The organism is Serinibacter arcticus, assembly GCF_004786095.1.
GTDB lineage: Bacteria > Actinomycetota > Actinomycetes > Actinomycetales > Beutenbergiaceae > Litorihabitans > Litorihabitans arcticus.
This window is the reverse complement of record NZ_RHPJ01000005.1, coordinates 136259-152098: the sequence shown is the minus strand read 5'-3', so window position 1 is coordinate 152098 and position 15840 is coordinate 136259. Positions and strand designations below refer to the sequence as shown.

Here is a 15840-nt window from a genome sequence, read left to right as displayed (position 1 = left end):
GCTCGACCGGTGAGGTCGGGCGGGAGAACCGACGTTGCAGGGAGTCCGGAGATCAGCCCTTGTCGGAGGGTGCCACTGGGGCGTAGACGGGCTGCACCTCGGCCATCTCGATGTCGGCCGTGGCCTGGATGAGGGCGAGGAGCTCGGGGTCGAGTCCGGGAGCGAACTCCTCGAACCGCTCGTCCGCGATCGTGATCGGCACACCGGCGGGTGCCTGCTCGGAGGCGTCGAGCTCGGTGCCGTCCTTGGACGGGGACATGCCGCGGAAGATCTTGCCGGCCTCGGAGGCCCCGGTCAGGTCGAACGTGTACTGCTTGCTCTGCAGGCCGCGGTCCACCAGCTTCTTGACCTCGGGGAACTTCTCCGCGTTGGTCTTCGGGATGGGCAGGAGCTTGCCCCAGTCGACCCCGAGGGTCTCCAGGGCCTTGGCGTAGGCGTTCTCGTGCGCCTGGTCGCGCACGATCAGGTAGGAGATCGTCGAGCGGGCGGTCTTGTTGTCGGTCATCTCGTAGATGCGGCACTTCTGCAGGCGTCCGGTCGACTCGAGCATGAGGTTGTAGAGCAGGTCGAGCACGAGGTTGCCGGAGTTGTAGACGTAGCTGCCGCTCCACGGGTTGCCCGCGGAGTCGACCGGGAGCGCTCCCTGGGCCGCCACGAGGTAGTGATGGATGTTGCCCTGGTCGAGCGCGAGCGCGAGCGGGATGTCGCCGCCGGCGCCCGGGGTGTCGAGCGGGTCGGTCTTCTTGCCGTTGTAGCGCGGCGAGCCGTCCAGCAGTCGCGAGATCGTCGTGCCGATGAGCTCGACGTGGCTGATCTCCTCGGTGCCGATCCCCTGGAGGAGATCGCGGTACGGCTTCCCTGCCGAGCCGCGGAAGTTCATGCTCTGGAACAGGTACTGCATCATCGTGCGCATCTCGCCGAACTGTCCGCCGAGCCCCTCCTGGAGGGCGTTGGCCGCAGCCGGGTCGGGCTCGTCGGGAACGATCTCGTTGATCAGTCGTTGCACGTGCAGATACATGTGAACCTCTCAGTGGTGAGTGAGCCTCTTCTGAGACGGTGGCGCGGACCGGGGAGTGCTGGCGGTCAGCGCCACCGAAGACACGTCTCGATCGATTCTCGAAGGCGTGCGCGACGTTCTCGCCGGCCTTCACGGTCTCCGTCGACCTCGAGGACTCGCTTCGGGCCGTGCCTCGGCTTCGCACCTGGCGGGGGTGCGAAGCCGAGGCGCTCGCTCTCCTAGGAGAGGGAGCTCTTGGTGGTGTCGGCCGAGTCCTGGGCGCTGGCCTTGACGTCCTGAGCGGCGGACGCGCCTTCGTCCTTGACGACGGCGGCGCCCTCCTTGGCCGTCTCGGCCACCTTCTGGGCCGACTCCTTGGCGGAGTTCACGAGGTCGTGCGCGACGGCGGAGGCCTGCTCCTTCACCTGCGCGAACTGGTCGCTGTCCTGGAGCTGGGCAGCCAGGTCCTGCTCCTTGCGACTCGCGGGGATGAGCGCCGACAGCAGGAGACCGGCGCCGAAGCCGATGACGCCCACGGCCAGAGCGTTGCCCTGGACCTTCGCCTTCGCCGAGCCCGGGGCCTGACCGAGGGTGTCCTTGACGGAGGAGGCGGCCGAGCCTGCCCGGTCCTGGGCGTCGGAGGCGGATCCGAAGATCGCGTCCTTGGCGTCCGTGGCGATGCCGCGCAGCTTCTCGCCCTGACGCGCGGCGATGGCGCTCGGGCTCACCTTCTCGCCCAGCACGTCCACGTCTGCGGCCACCTGCTCGCGCGTGCGGTCGATGTCGGCACGTATCTGGTCGGGGTCGTTCGTGGTCATGACGTCTCCTGTCCCTTGAGAGCGGCGGGGATCTTGCTGACTGAGTCGGTGGTCCGCGGCAGACCCGGGGCCCGCTTGAGCTCCTTGCGGCCGCTCGTGTACAGGACGGCGCCGACGATCGCCCAGACCAGGGCGATGACCAGGGCCGACCACGCGTTGCCGATGAGGTAGCCCAGGGCCCACCATCCGGCGATCGAGAGGAAGAGCAGGACGAAGTGGCCCGCCACGCCCGCTCCCGCGAGCATCCCGGCACCCTTGCCCGCGTGCTTGGCGTCCTGGGTGACCTCGGCCTTGGCCAGGGCGATCTCCTGGCGGACCAGCTGGGAGAGGTCCCCCGTCAGCTTGCCGACGATGGTGCCGAGGGAGTCCTCGGGTGAGAGGTTCCCGCCGCCTGGATTCGGCCCTTGGGCGTCGACCATCACGGACGCTCCGGAGAGATGGCGCCCGGTGCGCCCCACGGGTCCTGGGGCGCCGGCGTCGTGCCTGACGGCGGGACCGACCCCGACGGGGAGAGGTCGGCAGCCGTGTGGCGCCCGGTCGATGCCGGAGTCGGGTCGCCGCCCTGATCGGGCTCGTCGGAGGTCGTGCCGGAAGCCGTCGAGGACCGACCCGAGGTGCTGGAGGGGGAGTCCTTCAGGGCCCGTGTCAGTCGCCCGACCGCGACACCGGCGCCGACGGAGATGGCGAGGAAGGCGAACGGCCGTCGGCGGGCGAAGTCCTGGACGTCCGACAGGACAGCATCCAGGTCTCGGTCCTCGAGCCAACCGGCTGCACCGCCCAGACGCTGGGAGGCTTGACGGGCCAGATCCGCGACGGGGCCCTGGTCCTGGCTTCCCTCGGCGAGGGACGACAGCTCGCTCGAGACGCCCCTCAGTCCCACGGCGGCCTGCTCCTTGCCGGTCGTCGTCTGCGTCCGGAGGTTCTGCGTGGCCTCGTGCAGGAGGGAGGAGGCCTGATCCTTGGCGCTCGAGGCAACCTTCGCGGCCTCGTCCTTCGCTGTTCCTGCGACCTCGGAGGCCGACGCCTTGGCGTCCTGAGCGACCCCGGCCGCCTGGTCCTTCGCCGTGCCGGCGACCTCACCGGCCTTGGCCTTGGCCTCCTCGACCTTCTCGCTGGAACCTGAGTCGCTGCCGGAACCGGTACGGATGTCGTCGGGCGGCCTCGGCGTGGTGGCCGGAGGGAAGGACGGCGGGGAAGGCTCGGTGGGTGGGGCGGTCGGTGCCGCGGGAACGAGAGGCGAAGGCTCCGGCGGGATGTTGCCGTGGATGGGAGGGGGCGTGCCGTACGGACTGCTCATGGTGTCTCCTCGCTGGTTGGGACAGCCCAGCGGCACCGGCATCTCACCGGCGGTGCACGCGGGCGCGTCATCTCAGAAGAGGAACGGACGTCCACCTGTGGACGTCCGTCCGAGGGCTGGCCACGGTCTTGAGCCAGTGCCTTGTCAGTGTGCTCCGCGTCACAGGCCATGTCACGAACGGCGAATCTCATCCCGCTGCGAGGTCGTCACCGGTCCGATGCGCCGAGTGCGCTTCCCGGCCCCATGCCTCCGTGAGGCGGGTTGGGGAAACTGGGGTCGTGCCCCGCCCCGTTCCCCGCGCCCGCTGGCGCGGCCGCTCCCGTCTCGTCCGGCTCGTCCGTCTCTGGCGCACCCGCGACCCGCAGCTGTTCACCGAGAAGGTCCGCTACAAGATGCTCCGCGACCACCGGCAGCTCGTCGTGACGTTCGCGGACAAGGGCGCGGTCCGCGACCACGTCGCCGCACGCGGCCACGCCGACCTGCTGCCGCACGCCTACGCCGTCGTGGACGACCCGGACGTGCTGCTCGATCTCGAGCTGCCGTCGTCGTACGTGGTGAAGCCGACCCACGGCAGCGGGGCGGCGATCGTCGTGTCGCCCGCGGCGCAGCCCGACGCCGCGCTCCCGCGACCCGCGTGGGGGTGGGTGTACGCGCACGTGCGACCGGACGTCGTCGACCGCCGCGTGCTGCGGGACATCGCCGCCGGCTGGACGACGAAGCTCTACGGCCGCGGCCCGAACGAGGAGTGGGCCTACAGCCGGATACCGCCGCGCATCATCGTCGAGGAGGCGCTCGCCGGGCCCGACGGCGGGATCCCCGACGACTACAAGCTCTGGGTCTTCCACGGCGTGTGCCGTTACATCCAGGTCGACGCCGGTCGGTTCGGCGTGCGCACGCACGACTTCCACGACCCGCAGTGGCGTCACCTCCCCCTGCGCGGGGGACTGCCGTGGGCCGATCCGCCGCACGAGGCGCCCGACCGGCTGGCGGAGATGATCGCGATCGCGGAGCGGCTCGGGGAGGGGACGGACTTCGTGCGCGTCGACCTCTACCTGCTGCCCGGCCGCATCGTGTTCGGCGAGCTCACCAGCTACCCGGCGGGCGGTCGAAGCCCGTTCGACCCGCCGTCGTTCGACGCGGAGTTCGGCGGCCACTGGGAGGTGCCACGACGCTACCGGTGAGCGGGCGGCGGCCTGCGGTGGTCACCGACCTCTGCTTCGCCAGTGTGGCCGGCAGCCTCGAGTGGCGCCGCTCCGGCTGCCGCACCGTCGGCGTTGGTGCGCGCGAACGGTCGCTCCGGCGTCGCGGAAGCGACCACTCGTGAGCACGAGCGGACGGTCCCCCTCCGACGACCGTTCGATATGCACGAGCGGTCGTCTCGGGTGCCCGGTGCCGGCCGCCCGGCCACAGCGAGCGCTCCTGACCAGCCAGTCGTGCACAGCGAAGGCGCTCGCCGCGTCGGCGCTCACCGCGAGACCCACCCAGCCGTGGCGCGGCGGCCCGGTGTCGGGTTTGCTGGGGTCGTGGATCGACGCACCGCACTCACCCTCCTGACGGCCGCCGGGACCCTCGGGGTGCTCGGCGTCGCCGGGCTGGCGGCGTGCGCGCCGCCGTCGAACGCCCCCGCAGACCCGGCCGACCCCGAGAGCGAGCTCGAGATGACCACGATCCCCTACGGCGACGACCCCTCCCAGTACGCCGAGCTGACGCGACCGGCCGGGGGGTCGAAGGGCGTCGTCGTCGTGATCCACGGCGGCTTCTGGCAGGCCCAGTACGACGCCTCGCTCGGTCGGCCGTTGGCCGCCTCACTCGCGGCGAACGGCTGGACGGCCTGGAACCTGGAGTACCGGCGCGTCGGCAACGGCGGCGGCTACCCGGCCACGTTCGACGACGTCGCCGCCGGGATCGACGCGCTCGCCGACGTCGAGGGCCTCGACCTCGGCACGGTCGTGACGCTCGGCCACTCCGCGGGCGGGCACCTCGCCGTCTGGGCGGCGGGACGCGGCAGCCTGACCGGCTCGGACTGGGCCGATCCCGCCGTCCCCGTGACCGCCGCCGTCTCCCAGGCCGGGGTGCTCGACATCGCGGCCGCCCTCGCGGACGACCTCGGCGGTGGCGCGGCGCGCTCGCTCCTGGGCGAGGGGTCCGACGATCGCGACGTGCTGGCCGACCCGACGGCGCAGCTGCCGCTCGACGTCCCCGTCCGATGCATCCACGGGCGCAGCGACACGATCGTCCCGCCGAGCCAGTCCAGCGACTACGTGAGGCTCGCGACGGCGGCCGGCGCCGACGTCGAGCTCCTCGAGGTCGACGGCGACCACTTCGTGGTGATCGACCCGTCGAGCGAGGTGTGGGCGCAGACGCTCGAGGTGCTGGACGCGCTGGTCTGAGCCGGCCGGGAGCACGCGGCGACCGATCTAGCGCTGGTCGAACCCGCTCTCGCCGGTCGCGGGCACCTCGCTCACGTGCGTCCCGGTGACCGCCGCCGTCGACGGCCCGTGCTCCAGCCACGCGACCGCGCGGTCGACGGCGTCGCGGTCGCCCTCGACCTCGGCCTCGACCCGGCCGTCGGGCAGGTTGCGCACCCAGCCGGCGACGCCGAGCTCCCGCGCCGCGCGGCACGTGCTCCACCGGAAGCCGACACCCTGCACCTGACCGCTGACCAGCACGTTCACCCTCATGGGGCCTCCTCGTTCGTACTCCGGTGCGTGAGCCGACCCCGCGCACCAGGACCACCGTGACGGCGGTCGACGGTGCCAGCATCACCCCGCGCGCCGAACCGGGCAGCACGAGCGGGACGATCTGCGCCGCTGCGGACACCATCTCGCCCAGGTCGCCGTCGGGCACGCGTCACGAGGAGGACGAGGACGACGGTGGCGGCGGCCGTCGTGGCCACGTCCACGGCGTTGACGCGTCTGTCACCTCCTCGGGCCGGCCCATCACGGGGGGAGACGCGGCGCGGCCCCGCCCGGCCGTGGGGCCGGACGGGACCGCGACGGTGCTGGTGGTGCTGGTCGTGCTCGAGCGGGTCGGCCGTCAGCCGAGCAGCTCCAGCGAGTCGAACCGGTAGAGGAACGCCGCGATCGCGTCACGCGCGATCGGCGTCACCGGGCGGAACACCGCGGTGCCGTCGTTGCCCTGCCAGCCGGTGGAGATGCCCACCGAAGCCACCCAGGCGATCTCGGTGGCGAACTGCGAGTCCGACGGCACGTCCGTGAACGGCGTCGTGGTCGGCGCCGTCCCCGGCTCCACCTCGGCGAGGCGGTAGAGGAACGCCGCCATCGCGTCGCGGTTGATGGAGTCCAGCGGGCGGAACTCGCGCGTGCCGTCGGCCCGCACCCACCCGGTGGAGATGCCCTCGTCGGCGAGCCAGGCGATCTCGGTGTAGAACTGCGAGCCCACCGGGACGTCGACGAACGGTGACGTGGCGGGCGGCGTGTAGTCCACCGGCTCGGCGAGGCGGTAGAGGAACGCCGCCATCGCGTCGCGTGCGACCGGGTTGAACGGACGGAACTCGCGCTCGCCGTCGGCCGTCGGCCACCCGGTGGAGATGCCGGCGTCGCTGAGCCAGCGGATCTCGTCGAAGAACAGCGTGCCGAGCGGCACGTCGACGAACGGGATCGGCAGCACCTCGACCGTCGCGGTGCCGGTCGCGTCGCTGAGCGTGGCGGTCACGACGGCGTCGCCCACCGCCCCGAGCGTCGCGGACGCACCGGAGAAGGTCACGCCGGGGCTGGTGGAGCTGAACGTCACCAGAGAGGTGACGTCGCCCAGGAGGTCGCCGTCGGCATCGGTCGCCGTGACGGTGACGTCGACGGACTCGCCGACCAGCGCCGTCGTGGCCGACACCGTGACGTCGAGGCTCACGGCCGCCTCGATGACCGTGATCCAGCGCGCGTAGGCGGTGGTGTCGGTGGTCAGCGCCGCGGTGAAGTCGAACGGCACGGTGAGCGCCTCGTCGGCGAACCAGCCGGCGAAGACGAGCTCGCCGTCGACCGGCTCGGCCGGCTCGGTCGGCGTCGCGCCGTAGGCCAGGACCTGCGGCTCGACGGCGGTGGTGCCCTCGCCCAGGAGGTCGAAGTCGAGCGTGACGCCTGCGGCGTCGCCGAGACCACCGGAGGCGACGGCCGCACCGGTCCCGCCGACGATCGGCAGCACGATGGTGGAGGTCGCGGCATCGAGCGAGACGGTCGCGTTCACGGTGCCGCCGAGGTTGAAGCCCTGGAGGTTCGTGGTCAGGACGACGCCGATGCGGTGGCCCGCGGGGAAGACGTAGTCGTAGGGCTCCATGTCGAAGTCGAAGCCGTACTCGGTGCCGGGGACGACCGGGGTGGCCTTGCCGGACATGAGCGAGGTGCGGTTGGAGGAGTCGAGCGCACCGCGCGAGAGGCGCCAGAAGTCGGCCGTCGCAAGCACGCGCTCCTTCTCGAGGTAGCAGCCGGTGTCGGTCGCGTTGCCGGCGCCCCAGCAGGTGCGGACCGTGGTGTTGCGCGAACCGTCGCCCGAGCGGGAGACGCGCTCGGCCGTGCCGTAGTCCACGAGGACCGCGCCGAGGTTGGCCTGGTCGGTGGACAGCGACGCGTCGAGCTCGATGCGCGGCGTGCCGGAGATGCGCAGCTCGTTCTCGAGCGGCTCGGACAGGAACGCGAGGCGGTTGGCCTGCTGACCCTCGGGCGCGCTGATGAGGTTGTTCTCGTTGATGGAGTTCGCGGGGTTGGTGAACGTCAGCGTCTCGGTCGCACCCTCGCCCGTGGTGGGCTGGAGCGCGAGGTCGCCCGCGGCGCCGGGCGTGGTGCCCGTCAGGTGCACGGCGACGTCCTGCGTGCCCGGGGCGGGCCAGGAGGCCTCGTCCACGTACTCCTCGACGCCCTGCTCGACCGTCGACTCTGGCTCGTCCATGATCCCGTTGTCGATCCCCATCAGCCAGTGGTCGTACCAGCGGTGGATGGTGTCGACCCAGACCGTGCGGCGGAAGTCGAACGGGTCGATGTGACCCTGGCGCGGCAGCCACACCTTGCGCGGCACGTCGTTCGCGGCCAGCGCGTCCCACCACTCGTTGAACTGGCTCATGCGGACGTTGTCGTCGTTCAGACCCTGGATCGCGAAGACGGCGGCCGTGACGTTGTCGGCGTCGAGCTGGTAGTTGCGCTCCTGCCAGAAGTCGTTGACGTCACCGTCGGTGTCGCCGTCGACCTCGTTCATGATCGCGCGCGTGGGGGCGCACAGCTCACGACGCTCGGGGTTGGTGACGGTGTTGGACAGCGACTGCGGGTAGTGCGTGTTGTGACGGATGCCGTTGGTGCGCGAGTAGCGGTACCACTGCGTGATCGCGTCGATCGGGACGATCGTCTCCAGGCCTTCGACGCCCGTCGCGGCCACGCCGTTGGCGAGCGTGCCGTCGTAGGACTTGCCGAACATGGCCGACTTGCCGTTGTGCCACGTCGCGTCGACGGGGGCGCCGTCGGCGTCGAAGCCCGGCACCCGACCGTTCAGCCAGTCGACGACGACCTTGAGGCTCTCGATGTCGCCCGCGCCACCGTGCAGCGGGCAGCCGTTCGAGAACCCGGTGCCGTTCATCTGCGCGTGGATCACGGTGTAGCCGCGGGGCACGAAGTAGTTGTCGTAGTACAGCGGGTTCAGGTCGGTGACGACGCCGCCCAGGTTGCTGTTGAGCCTCTCGGACTCGTTGCCGCGGCCCAGCGTCGTGTAGTACGGCGAGGTGTCGATGATGGCCGGTGACATGAGGCCGGTCTCGGTCGCGGCCGGACGGATGATGTCGATCGCGGTGACGTCCGTGACGCCGTCGCCGTCCTGGTCCACACCCTCGACCGGGATGAAGACACGCTCACGCACGGCCGTGCCGTAGTCGTAGCGGGGCGCCGTCACGCCGCCGACGATGCTGACGCCCTCGGGCGTCTCGGCGGTGGGAAAGGCCTCGCGCTCGACGGCGGTGGTGGCCTCGGCGGTCAGGCCGGAGGCGAGATCCGTGACGTCGGCGAGGGTCTCGGGCGCGGCGGTCGCGGGGATCGCGGCGATGGGCAGGACGGTGGCCGCGAGCAGCGCGGCGAGGATCGAGCGGCGACGACGCCGCGTGCTGACAGGTGGACGCAAGGGGTTCTCAGGGGATGGCACGATCCCGTTCCTACCGTGGCGCCGGTCACCCCGCGACCGCTCGCAGGGTCCCGCTCCAACGTTTTACGTGAGTGGAACGTAGGGGCTTGCATCGCTGGCTGACGTAACCCGAGCGTTGCGTGGCGGTCGCGCCGATGTTGCACGGTTCTGATGTGAACGATCTCGCCGACGTCGTGGGTACGGCCGGTCGTTACGCTCGCGGCCATGGCCACCCCACCCCGTCCCTTCCGTCAGGTCGACGTCTTCGGCACCGGCCCGTTCTCGGGCAACCCGCTCGCCGTCGTGCACGACGCGCAGGGCCTCGGCGACGAGGAGATGGCGCGGATCTCCACGTGGACCAACCTCTCGGAGTGCACGTTCCTGCTGCCGCCGACGCAGCCCGGCGCGGACTACCGCGTGCGGATCTTCGCGGCCGCCACCGAGCTGCCGTTCGCCGGCCACCCCACGCTCGGTACGGCGCGGGCGTGGCTCGACGCCGGGGGCGTGCCCGCCGTGCCCGGGCGAATCGTTCAGGAGTGCGGCGTCGGGCTCGTGACGGTGCGCGAGGTCGGCGACGGCGGTGAGGTCGGCGGCGCTGACGAGCTCGCGTTCGAGGCGCCCGCGCTGCGGCGCTCGGGCCCGCTGTCCGACGCCGAGCTCGACGACGTGCTGGCGGTCCTCGGCCTCGGCGCCGAGGACGTCGTCGAGGCGCGCTGGATCGACAACGGGCCGGGCTGGATCGGCGTCCTGCTGCCCGACGTCGAGGCGGTGCTGGCGGTGCGACCGGACGCGTCGCGGCGACCGGGCGCGTGGTCGATCGGCGTCGTCGGGTTGTACAGGGAGGACGGCGCAGCGGCGGAGGCCGAGAGCGGGCCGCGCGTCGAGGTCCGCGGGTTCTTCTCCGACGGCAGCGGGCCGATGCTCGAGGATCCCGTCACCGGGAGCCTGAACGCCTCGGTGGCGCAGTGGCTGCTCGGGTCCGGTCGCGTCGAGGCGCCGTACGTCGCGGCCCAGGGGCGGGCGGTCGGCCGCGACGGGCGCGTGATGATCACGACCGGCGAGGCCGGCGCGGTGTGGGTGGGCGGGGCCGCCGTCGTCGCCATCCGCGGCGAGATCACGACGGCGTAGCGCGCAACGGTCCGTTCACCCCTCCCAGCCGCACGCGTCGGCGTACCAGAGCAGCAGGTTGCTGCGGGTCGCCTCGGGGAGCCGGACGTGGAAGAGGGGTTGCGCGACGCCGTCGCGCGACGTCTCGATGCCCAGGTAGGTGCCGCGCTTGTCCTCCGCGATGGCGTGCCGGTCGCACCGCACCGCGGTGAACGGCAGCGCGACGGTCGAGCCGGCGGGCGCCGGGGCAGCGAGCGCGGGGTCGCTCCAGCCGACCGCACCGCCGAGCGGGGCGAGGAGCTGGCTTCCGCGGACGCCGGTGACCACGACGGGCTGCGCCGGTCGCTCGAGCGGGGTGACGGTGAGGGAGACCGTGCCGGTGGCGACGCCGTCGCGCGTGCCCGCGACGACGTCGGGGCCGATCGTGAGGGCGACGGCGGCCTCCGCGCCCAGGCGGGCGCAGTCCTCGCCCCACGCCCGGGCGAGGTGGCCGTAGGGGTCGGTCACCGTGACGTCGCGCTCGACGCCCGGTGCGAGGGTGAGGCGTGCGACGCCGCCGGGGGAGGTCGCGCCGTCGGGCCGCGGGTCGCAGCGTGCGTCCCCGAGCGTGACGAACATCGACCGGGTGCGGCCCGGGCCGACGGTGACGGTTCGATCGGGGTCCGTGGCCCGCGTGCCGTCCCAACCGGGGGAGTCGAGAGCCGCGGCGACGACCGTGAGCTCGGCGTTCGCGCCGGCCTCGCTACCGGCGTCGTCCGGGGCCGAGACGACGAGCGAGAGCACGCGGCGTCCCCAGTCGAGCCGGGTCTGGACGATCTCGACGGCGAGGTCGTCGGCGAGGGCGGAGGCGGCGGGGTCGAGCGTGGCGGGTGCCTCGGAGGCGACCGGTGTGGTGGTCGGGGGCCCCGTCGTCGGGCCGGCGTCAGGGGTGCACGCCGCGAGTCCGGCGGCGACGACGACGGCGAGCATCGCGACGCCACCTCGGCCCACGGCCGCTACGACCGGTCGAGGAGGCCGCGCAGGAACGCTGCCTGGCCGGCGTGCTCCAGCGCGTCGCCGACCACGCTGACCAGGCGCGCACCGAGGGTGACGGGCGGGTCCCAGTCGGCGTCGACGACGGCGTCCAGGTCGTCGTCGGTCAGGCGCGCGAGGTAGGTCTGGGCTGCCGTCTCGACGGCGTCGGCGTACCCGAGCAGCACGTCGGCGGGCGCGTCCACCTGCGCCACCTGCTCGGCCGAGTGGCCGTAGCCCATGTCGTCGTCGGGCAGCGTGAGGGCGGCGCGCTGCGCCCACCCGTCGCTCACCCACACCTGCGGGGTGCCCGCGAGGGCGGCGAGCTGCGCGTCCTGCTCGCGTCCGGTGTGCCACGCGAGCCACGCGAGCGTGTTGGCGGCGGGGTCGAGGCGCCGGGTCAGGACGCCGTGGTCGGCATCCTCCAGCGCGTGGCGCAGCAGGTCGGGGATGCGGGCGAACGCGTCGGCCAGGACATCGGTGCTCTTCACGGTGGCGGACCTCTCTGTGGTCGAACGGACGGTCGGGGCTGACTCCGACCGTACGCACGCCGGTTCGGTTATGACCACCCCGGTCGGTCACCCCGTGCGGAGGGGCGACGGGCCGCACCCGTCGGGCGGCCCGTTTCGCACCCCCTGGCTACGGTGGCGCCATGAGAATCGCCATCGACGCCGAGGTCGCCCTCCGGCTGGTGCGCGACGGCGTCGCCGTGCCACCGGAGCACCGGCTGGTCGGGCCCGCCGTGCTGCGCTCGGACGCGCTGGCCACGCTCTACCGCGCGGTCCGCGCCGGGGAGCTGTCCGACGCCGACGGCCGTGCCGCGCTCGAGGGCCTCGCCGGCCTGAAGATTCGCCTGCTGGGCGATCGCGTCTCGCGCGCGACGGCGTGGCGGCTCGCCACCCGCCTCGGCTGGGAGGAGACGGGCCCGGCCGAGTACCTCGCCGTCGCCCAGCTGCAGTCCGACGTGCTCGTCACCGACGATCCGGTGCTCCGTGCGGGTGCGGACGGCGTGATCGTGCTCGGGACGTGGGCCGACCTCGTCCGAGGCGACGGGGCGGCCGCGGAGGTCTGAGGGCGGAGCCAGGCAGGGGTCGGTGAGGCCCCGCGTGCTCAACCCTCGTGTTCAGCCCTCGTGCTCAGACCTCGGGTCGCGGCCCGTACATGATGACCGCGACGCCGGTCAGGCACAGGAGTGCGCCCGCGACGTCCCACCGGTCGGGGCGGAAGCCGTCCACGAGCATGCCCCACGCGAGCGAGCCGGCCACGAAGACCCCGCCGTAGGCCGCGAGGATCCGGCCGAAGTTGGCGTCGGGCTGCAGCGTCGCGACGAACCCGTAGAGCCCGAGCGCGATGACGCCCGCGCCGATCCAGATCCACCCCCGGTGCTCGCGCACGCCCTGCCACACGAGCCAGGCGCCGCCGATCTCGGCGAGCGCGGCGGCGGCGAACAGGACGAGGGATCGCAGCACGGTCATGGCCCCATCGTGTCGGACATCGCTGTCGGACCTCGGTGTCGGAGGTGGGGCGTAGCGTGCAGCCACCGACCGACCCTGCCCACAGCGACCGGAGGCCACCGTGAGCGCGCTGCTCGACCCCCACGACCCGGTGCACGCCAAGGCCCTGCGCATGCTGGAGCAGGACCTCATCGCGTGGATCGTCACGACCACGGCCGAGGGTGAGCCTCGCGCCGTCCCTGTCTGGTTCCTGTGGCACGAGGGTCGCGTCGCGATCCTGACGAAGCCCGACGCGGCGAAGGTCGCGCACGTGCGGCGGCACCCGACCGTCGTCGTGCACCTGCAGGCGGGCGGATCCTTCGGGGACGACTTCGTCATCCTGCGCGGTCCGGCGCGCATCGCCGAGCGGTCGACCGCGCAGTGGCTGACCAGCGTGCGCGAGAGGTACGAGACCAAGTACGCCGAGGCGCTCGAGGCCTACGGTTCGCCGCTGGACGACGTCGCCGCGGTGTTCTCCACCCTGATCGAGGTCGAGCCGGAGCACGTCTCGGCGTGGTGAGCGCATCCCGGGTGATCCTGCTGTGCGGCCCCGCGGGGTCGGGCAAGTCGACGACGGCGCGCCGGCTCGAGGCCGAGGGCTGGGTGCGCCTGGGCTGGGACGAGGAGGCCGCGCGGCGCGGCTACCTCGGCTACCCGCTGCCGGACGGCGCGCAGGACGACGTGCACGCGGCCGTGCAGGAGCGGCTGGTGGGTCTGGTGGGCGAGGGGCGCGACGTCGTCGTGGACACCTCGTTCTGGCAGCGTGCGCTGCGCACGGCCTACCGGGAGCTGCTCGCACCCGTCGGCGTCGTCCCCACGACCTGGTACCTGCGTGTGCCGTGGCCCACGCTGCTCGCGCGCGTGACCGCGCGCACGGGGTCCGGACCCGACGACGTGGTGATCAGCGAGGCGACGCTGCGGCGGTTCGTCACCGGGTTCGAGGTGCCGACGGCGGACGAGGGACCGCTCGTCGTCCTGGACGCCGAGCCCGAGCCCGAGTCAGACGCGGCACCGGGCCCCGGCGGCTAGTCGGCCGGAACGGGAGCGAGGCTCGGCACGACGCGGCGCGCCGCGGCCGCCCGCGGTGCGCGGTAGACGTCGATGATGCTCGGCCCGTCGGGGCGCTCGAGCACGGTGATCTCGTCGCCCGCGGCGATGCGTCCGTTCGTGAGGACGCGCAGGTAGGGACCGAGGCGCCGCTCGTCGGAGAACCGGCGCACCCAGCCGCGCTCCTCCACGCCGTCGAGCAGGCCCGCCAGCCGGCGCGCGAACGTGCCGCACGGCGTCCGCGGCATCGTCACCTGGACCTCGACGTCGGTGCCGATCCGCCAGATCTCGCCGATCCGGGCGTCGTTGACATCGATCCCGACGGTGCGGAGGTTCTCGCCGAAGGCGCCGGGCGGGATGTCGTCACCGAGCTGCTGCGCCCAGTGGTCGGCGTCCTCCTGCGCGTAGGCGTACAGCGCCTTGTCGAGCCCGCCGTGGTGCTTGCGGTCCGCCTGGACGTCGGCGCGCAGGCCGTACGGGCCGACGCGCACGGGCCCGTCGACGGGGCGCTTGTCGATCCCGCTGATGCCGATCGAGCCGGTGTCGGGGACGAGCTGGTGCACGCGGCAGACGGCGAGGAGGTGCGGCATGCGGGCATCGTAACGAGTGGCCGGACGCGTCGTCGCGCACGCCGACCGACGTGGCGCGAGGCGCTCGACGACGGCGTCATCGAGGCAGGAGGCGCGGCCCCAGCACGCGCTGCACGTCCCCGGCCGCCAGCGCCCACGCGATGAGCGGGACCTGGAGCGGCAGCCGGACCAGGCGCTTGGCGTCGGAGTCGAGCATCGCGCCGGCGTCGCGCTGCTCGAGGTACTGCGAGACGTTGCCCGGCCAGACCGCGACGAGGAACGCCGCGGTCCCCAGGCCGACCCAGGCGCGCGCCGGCTGCCGCCAGGTCGCCGCCAGCGCCGCACCGAGCGCGATCTCCACCACGCCGGAGGCCACGATCACGCGGTCGGGGTCGCCGGGGAACCACGCGGGGACGGCGACCCGGTACCCGCGGGTCCGGGTGAGGTGCGCCGTCCCGGCGGCGAGCATGACGCCGCCCATCGCCACCTGTCCGACCGCCCGGGCGACGTGCGTCACGGAAATCCCGCCGACACCGCTCACGCCCGCACCCCGCGCGAGATCGTGTCGAGCACCGTCTCGTACGGCCGGGGCCGGAGCGGGATGTCCGAGAGCAGCCGGAACAGCAGGGCGCGGAGCATCGCCACGCGGTCGACGCCGAGGCGCCAGTCCGCCAGCGCGGCCGGCGGCGCGCCGTGCCACATCACGGCGTCGAGCACGCACACGGCCTCGGCCCAGCGCTGCGGGCGCCAGGAGGGCGCGACGTCGATGACGACGGCCGCGCCCGCCGCGTCCAGCAGCACGTTGCCGGCGAGGTCGGCGTGCACGAGCTGGTCGCGGCCGAGGTCCGCCGGGCCCTCGCGGTCGGCCAGCGTCAGCCCGGCCTCGGCGAGCTCGGCCACGACGCGCTCCACGAGCGGGATGTCGAGCGCGTCGGCGGCCAGCGGGACGTCGCCGAACGCCTGGCGCTCGGCGCGGGCCCAGCGGTCGGTGCGGGTGTCGAGCACGTCGGGGCGGTGCGGGACGAGCGAGGCGAACCGCGCGTGGAGCAGCCGGCCGGCGGCGAGGATGACGTCGAGGTCGTGGCACGCCGTCGTGCCCGACTCGTACCGGCTCGCGGCCCAGCCGTCGACGACCCACTCGCCGTCGCGCGCCGGGACGGGCATCGCCACGCGGAAGCCGCGGCGGCTCGGGGACATGTCCAGCTCGTACGCGAACCGGGCCAGCACCGGGCTGAGCCACCGCTGGACGGCGGCGTCGCGGCCGGGGCTCAGCACCAGATCGCCCGCGAGCACGCTGCCACCCTGACCGCCGGGGAGCGAGGTCAGGAGGTCGGGGACCGCGAAGAGGTCCAGCACGTGAGGGGGAGGAGGTGCCACCGTTCGACCCTAC

Annotated in this window: 19 protein-coding genes; 7 read left to right on the top strand and 12 right to left on the bottom strand. The window is 73.1% G+C overall.

Going from position 1 to position 15840, the window contains the following annotated elements; translation table 11 throughout:
* Positions 1–52: 52 nt before the first annotated feature.
* From SERN_RS14900 to SERN_RS15925, 4 genes are all read right to left on the bottom strand, one after another.
* The gene (locus tag SERN_RS14900) at positions 53–1018 is read right to left on the bottom strand and encodes a manganese catalase family protein (RefSeq protein ID WP_135850946.1); all 966 of its coding nucleotides are present in this window, start codon (positions 1016–1018) and stop codon (positions 53–55) included.
* A 218-nt stretch (positions 1019–1236) separates the two neighbouring features.
* Complete coding sequence (locus SERN_RS14895; RefSeq protein WP_135850945.1) at positions 1237–1815, bottom strand: DUF3618 domain-containing protein; 579 nt, start codon at positions 1813–1815, stop codon at positions 1237–1239.
* Entirely contained in the window at positions 1812–2234 is a 423-nt protein-coding gene (locus tag SERN_RS14890; protein ID WP_135850944.1) for a phage holin family protein, read from the bottom strand. The genes SERN_RS14895 and SERN_RS14890 overlap by 4 nt, the downstream gene beginning before the upstream one ends.
* Positions 2234–3112: a hypothetical protein gene (locus SERN_RS15925; RefSeq protein WP_233251737.1), complete on the bottom strand. Its 879-nt coding sequence runs from the start codon at positions 3110–3112 to the stop codon at positions 2234–2236. The genes SERN_RS14890 and SERN_RS15925 overlap by 1 nt, the downstream gene beginning before the upstream one ends.
* A 278-nt stretch (positions 3113–3390) precedes the next feature.
* On the opposite strand from SERN_RS15925, the gene SERN_RS15920 reads away from it, so the two are divergent.
* Positions 3391–4293, top strand: coding sequence for an ATP-grasp fold amidoligase family protein (locus SERN_RS15920; RefSeq protein ID WP_233251736.1), 903 nt, complete (start codon positions 3391–3393; stop codon positions 4291–4293).
* A gap of 342 nt (positions 4294–4635) precedes the next feature.
* Positions 4636–5502: an alpha/beta hydrolase family protein gene (locus SERN_RS14880; RefSeq protein WP_233251735.1), complete on the top strand. Its 867-nt coding sequence runs from the start codon at positions 4636–4638 to the stop codon at positions 5500–5502.
* Positions 5503–5529: 27 nt separating this feature from the next.
* Here SERN_RS14880 and SERN_RS14875 read toward each other — a convergent pair whose 3' ends face one another.
* A complete protein-coding gene (locus tag SERN_RS14875) occupies positions 5530–5793 on the bottom strand; it encodes an acylphosphatase (protein ID WP_135850943.1) in 264 nt (87 codons plus the stop codon).
* Positions 5794–5816: 23 nt separating this feature from the next.
* Between SERN_RS14875 and SERN_RS14870 the strand changes: the two genes are divergently transcribed.
* On the top strand, positions 5817–6182 hold the full coding sequence (locus SERN_RS14870; protein WP_135850942.1) for a hypothetical protein: 366 nt from the start codon (positions 5817–5819) through the stop codon (positions 6180–6182).
* Here the strand turns inward: SERN_RS14870 and SERN_RS14865 are convergent.
* Positions 6149–9244 (bottom strand): CocE/NonD family hydrolase, encoded by a 3096-nt coding sequence (locus tag SERN_RS14865; protein ID WP_135850941.1) that lies wholly within the window; start codon positions 9242–9244, stop codon positions 6149–6151. The genes SERN_RS14870 and SERN_RS14865 overlap by 34 nt on opposite strands.
* Before the next feature lie 204 nt (positions 9245–9448).
* Here SERN_RS14865 and SERN_RS14860 point away from each other — a divergent pair, with 204 nt between their 5' ends.
* Positions 9449–10351 carry a PhzF family phenazine biosynthesis protein gene (locus SERN_RS14860; RefSeq protein ID WP_135850940.1) on the top strand — a complete coding sequence of 301 codons (903 nt, stop codon included), beginning with the start codon at positions 9449–9451 and terminating at the stop codon, positions 10349–10351.
* Positions 10352–10366: 15 nt separating this feature from the next.
* On the opposite strand, the gene SERN_RS14855 is transcribed toward SERN_RS14860, so the two are convergent.
* On the bottom strand, positions 10367–11299 hold the full coding sequence (locus SERN_RS14855; RefSeq protein ID WP_135850939.1) for a hypothetical protein: 933 nt from the start codon (positions 11297–11299) through the stop codon (positions 10367–10369).
* A gap of 26 nt (positions 11300–11325) precedes the next feature.
* On the bottom strand, positions 11326–11832 hold the full coding sequence (locus SERN_RS14850; protein WP_135850938.1) for a mycothiol transferase: 507 nt from the start codon (positions 11830–11832) through the stop codon (positions 11326–11328).
* Positions 11833–11993: 161 nt separating this feature from the next.
* Between SERN_RS14850 and SERN_RS14845 the strand changes: the two genes are divergently transcribed.
* Positions 11994–12413 (top strand): PIN domain-containing protein, encoded by a 420-nt coding sequence (locus tag SERN_RS14845; protein WP_135850937.1) that lies wholly within the window; start codon positions 11994–11996, stop codon positions 12411–12413.
* Between the two features lie 64 nt (positions 12414–12477).
* Here the strand turns inward: SERN_RS14845 and SERN_RS14840 are convergent, their stop codons facing one another.
* Complete coding sequence (locus tag SERN_RS14840; RefSeq protein WP_135850936.1) at positions 12478–12816, bottom strand: YnfA family protein; 339 nt, start codon at positions 12814–12816, stop codon at positions 12478–12480.
* Between the two features lie 100 nt (positions 12817–12916).
* On the opposite strand from SERN_RS14840, the gene SERN_RS14835 reads away from it, so the two are divergent.
* Positions 12917–13354, top strand: a complete 438-nt coding sequence (locus SERN_RS14835) for a pyridoxamine 5'-phosphate oxidase family protein (RefSeq protein ID WP_135850935.1) — start codon at positions 12917–12919, stop codon at positions 13352–13354.
* On the top strand, positions 13351–13863 hold the full coding sequence (locus SERN_RS14830; RefSeq protein ID WP_233251734.1) for an AAA family ATPase: 513 nt from the start codon (positions 13351–13353) through the stop codon (positions 13861–13863). The genes SERN_RS14835 and SERN_RS14830 overlap by 4 nt, the downstream gene beginning before the upstream one ends.
* Here the strand turns inward: SERN_RS14830 and SERN_RS14825 are convergent.
* The 3 genes from SERN_RS14825 to SERN_RS14815 all read right to left on the bottom strand — a co-directional run bounded on the left by SERN_RS14825 (position 13860) and on the right by SERN_RS14815 (position 15827).
* Positions 13860–14471: an MOSC domain-containing protein gene (locus SERN_RS14825; protein ID WP_135850934.1), complete on the bottom strand. Its 612-nt coding sequence runs from the start codon at positions 14469–14471 to the stop codon at positions 13860–13862. The genes SERN_RS14830 and SERN_RS14825 overlap by 4 nt on opposite strands.
* A gap of 76 nt (positions 14472–14547) precedes the next feature.
* Positions 14548–14967 carry a DoxX family protein gene (locus SERN_RS14820; protein WP_233251733.1) on the bottom strand — a complete coding sequence of 140 codons (420 nt, stop codon included), beginning with the start codon at positions 14965–14967 and terminating at the stop codon, positions 14548–14550.
* 20 nt (positions 14968–14987) lie between these two features.
* Positions 14988–15827, bottom strand: coding sequence for an aminoglycoside phosphotransferase (locus tag SERN_RS14815; protein ID WP_135850933.1), 840 nt, complete (start codon positions 15825–15827; stop codon positions 14988–14990).
* Positions 15828–15840 lie beyond the last annotated feature (13 nt).

Bases quoted from the DNA above. Each gene is read 5' to 3' on its own strand.
- SERN_RS14840 (WP_135850936.1), bottom strand. From the start codon at position 12,816: ATGACCGTGCTGCGATCCCTCGTCCTGTTCGCCGCCGCCGCGCTCGCC.
- SERN_RS14825 (WP_135850934.1), bottom strand. From the start codon at position 14,471: ATGCCGCACCTCCTCGCCGTCTGCCGCGTGCACCAGCTCGTCCCCGAC.
- SERN_RS14855 (WP_135850939.1), bottom strand. From the start codon at position 11,299: ATGCTCGCCGTCGTCGTCGCCGCCGGACTCGCGGCGTGCACCCCTGAC.
- SERN_RS14890 (WP_135850944.1), bottom strand. From the start codon at position 2,234: ATGGTCGACGCCCAAGGGCCGAATCCAGGCGGCGGGAACCTCTCACCC.
- SERN_RS14845 (WP_135850937.1), top strand. From the start codon at position 11,994: ATGAGAATCGCCATCGACGCCGAGGTCGCCCTCCGGCTGGTGCGCGAC.
- SERN_RS14875 (WP_135850943.1), bottom strand. From the start codon at position 5,793: ATGAGGGTGAACGTGCTGGTCAGCGGTCAGGTGCAGGGTGTCGGCTTC.
- SERN_RS14860 (WP_135850940.1), top strand. From the start codon at position 9,449: ATGGCCACCCCACCCCGTCCCTTCCGTCAGGTCGACGTCTTCGGCACC.
- SERN_RS14895 (WP_135850945.1), bottom strand. From the start codon at position 1,815: ATGACCACGAACGACCCCGACCAGATACGTGCCGACATCGACCGCACG.
- SERN_RS15925 (WP_233251737.1), bottom strand. From the start codon at position 3,112: ATGAGCAGTCCGTACGGCACGCCCCCTCCCATCCACGGCAACATCCCG.
- SERN_RS14900 (WP_135850946.1), bottom strand. From the start codon at position 1,018: ATGTATCTGCACGTGCAACGACTGATCAACGAGATCGTTCCCGACGAG.